The organism is Aquabacterium sp. A08, from assembly GCF_011742065.1.
Genome location: NZ_JAAQQT010000113.1, coordinates 1 through 350, shown reverse-complemented (window position 1 = coordinate 350; position 350 = coordinate 1). Strand labels below are relative to the sequence as shown.

The 350-nt window shown below is 69.4% G+C and carries 1 pseudogene; it reads left to right on the top strand.

Annotation, left to right across the window (positions count from 1 at the left end):
* Window positions 1-350, top strand: a pseudogene (locus tag HA630_RS00645) (RNA-binding transcriptional accessory protein); the annotation flags it as partial.

Here is a 350-nt window from a genome sequence, read left to right as displayed (position 1 = left end):
GAAGACGCCACGCTGGTGCAGGGCCTGCGCGAATGGCTGTGGCAGGAAGGCCTGCTGCAAAGCCAGAAGGTGGACGGCAAGAACGAGCACGACCCCGACGTGGCCAAGTTCCGCGACTACTTCGACTACGACGAACCCATAGCCCGCGTGCCCTCGCACCGCGCCTTGGCGGTGTTCCGTGGTCGCGCGCTGGAAATCCTGGACGCCAAGTTGGTGGTGCCGGAGCCGGAGCTGTCGGAGAGCGCCAAGACCACGGGCAAACCCGGCGCCGTGCCCTCGCTGGCCGAAGGCCGCATCGCCCGCCACCTGGGCTGGAGCCACCAGGCCCGCCCGGCGGACGACCTGATCCG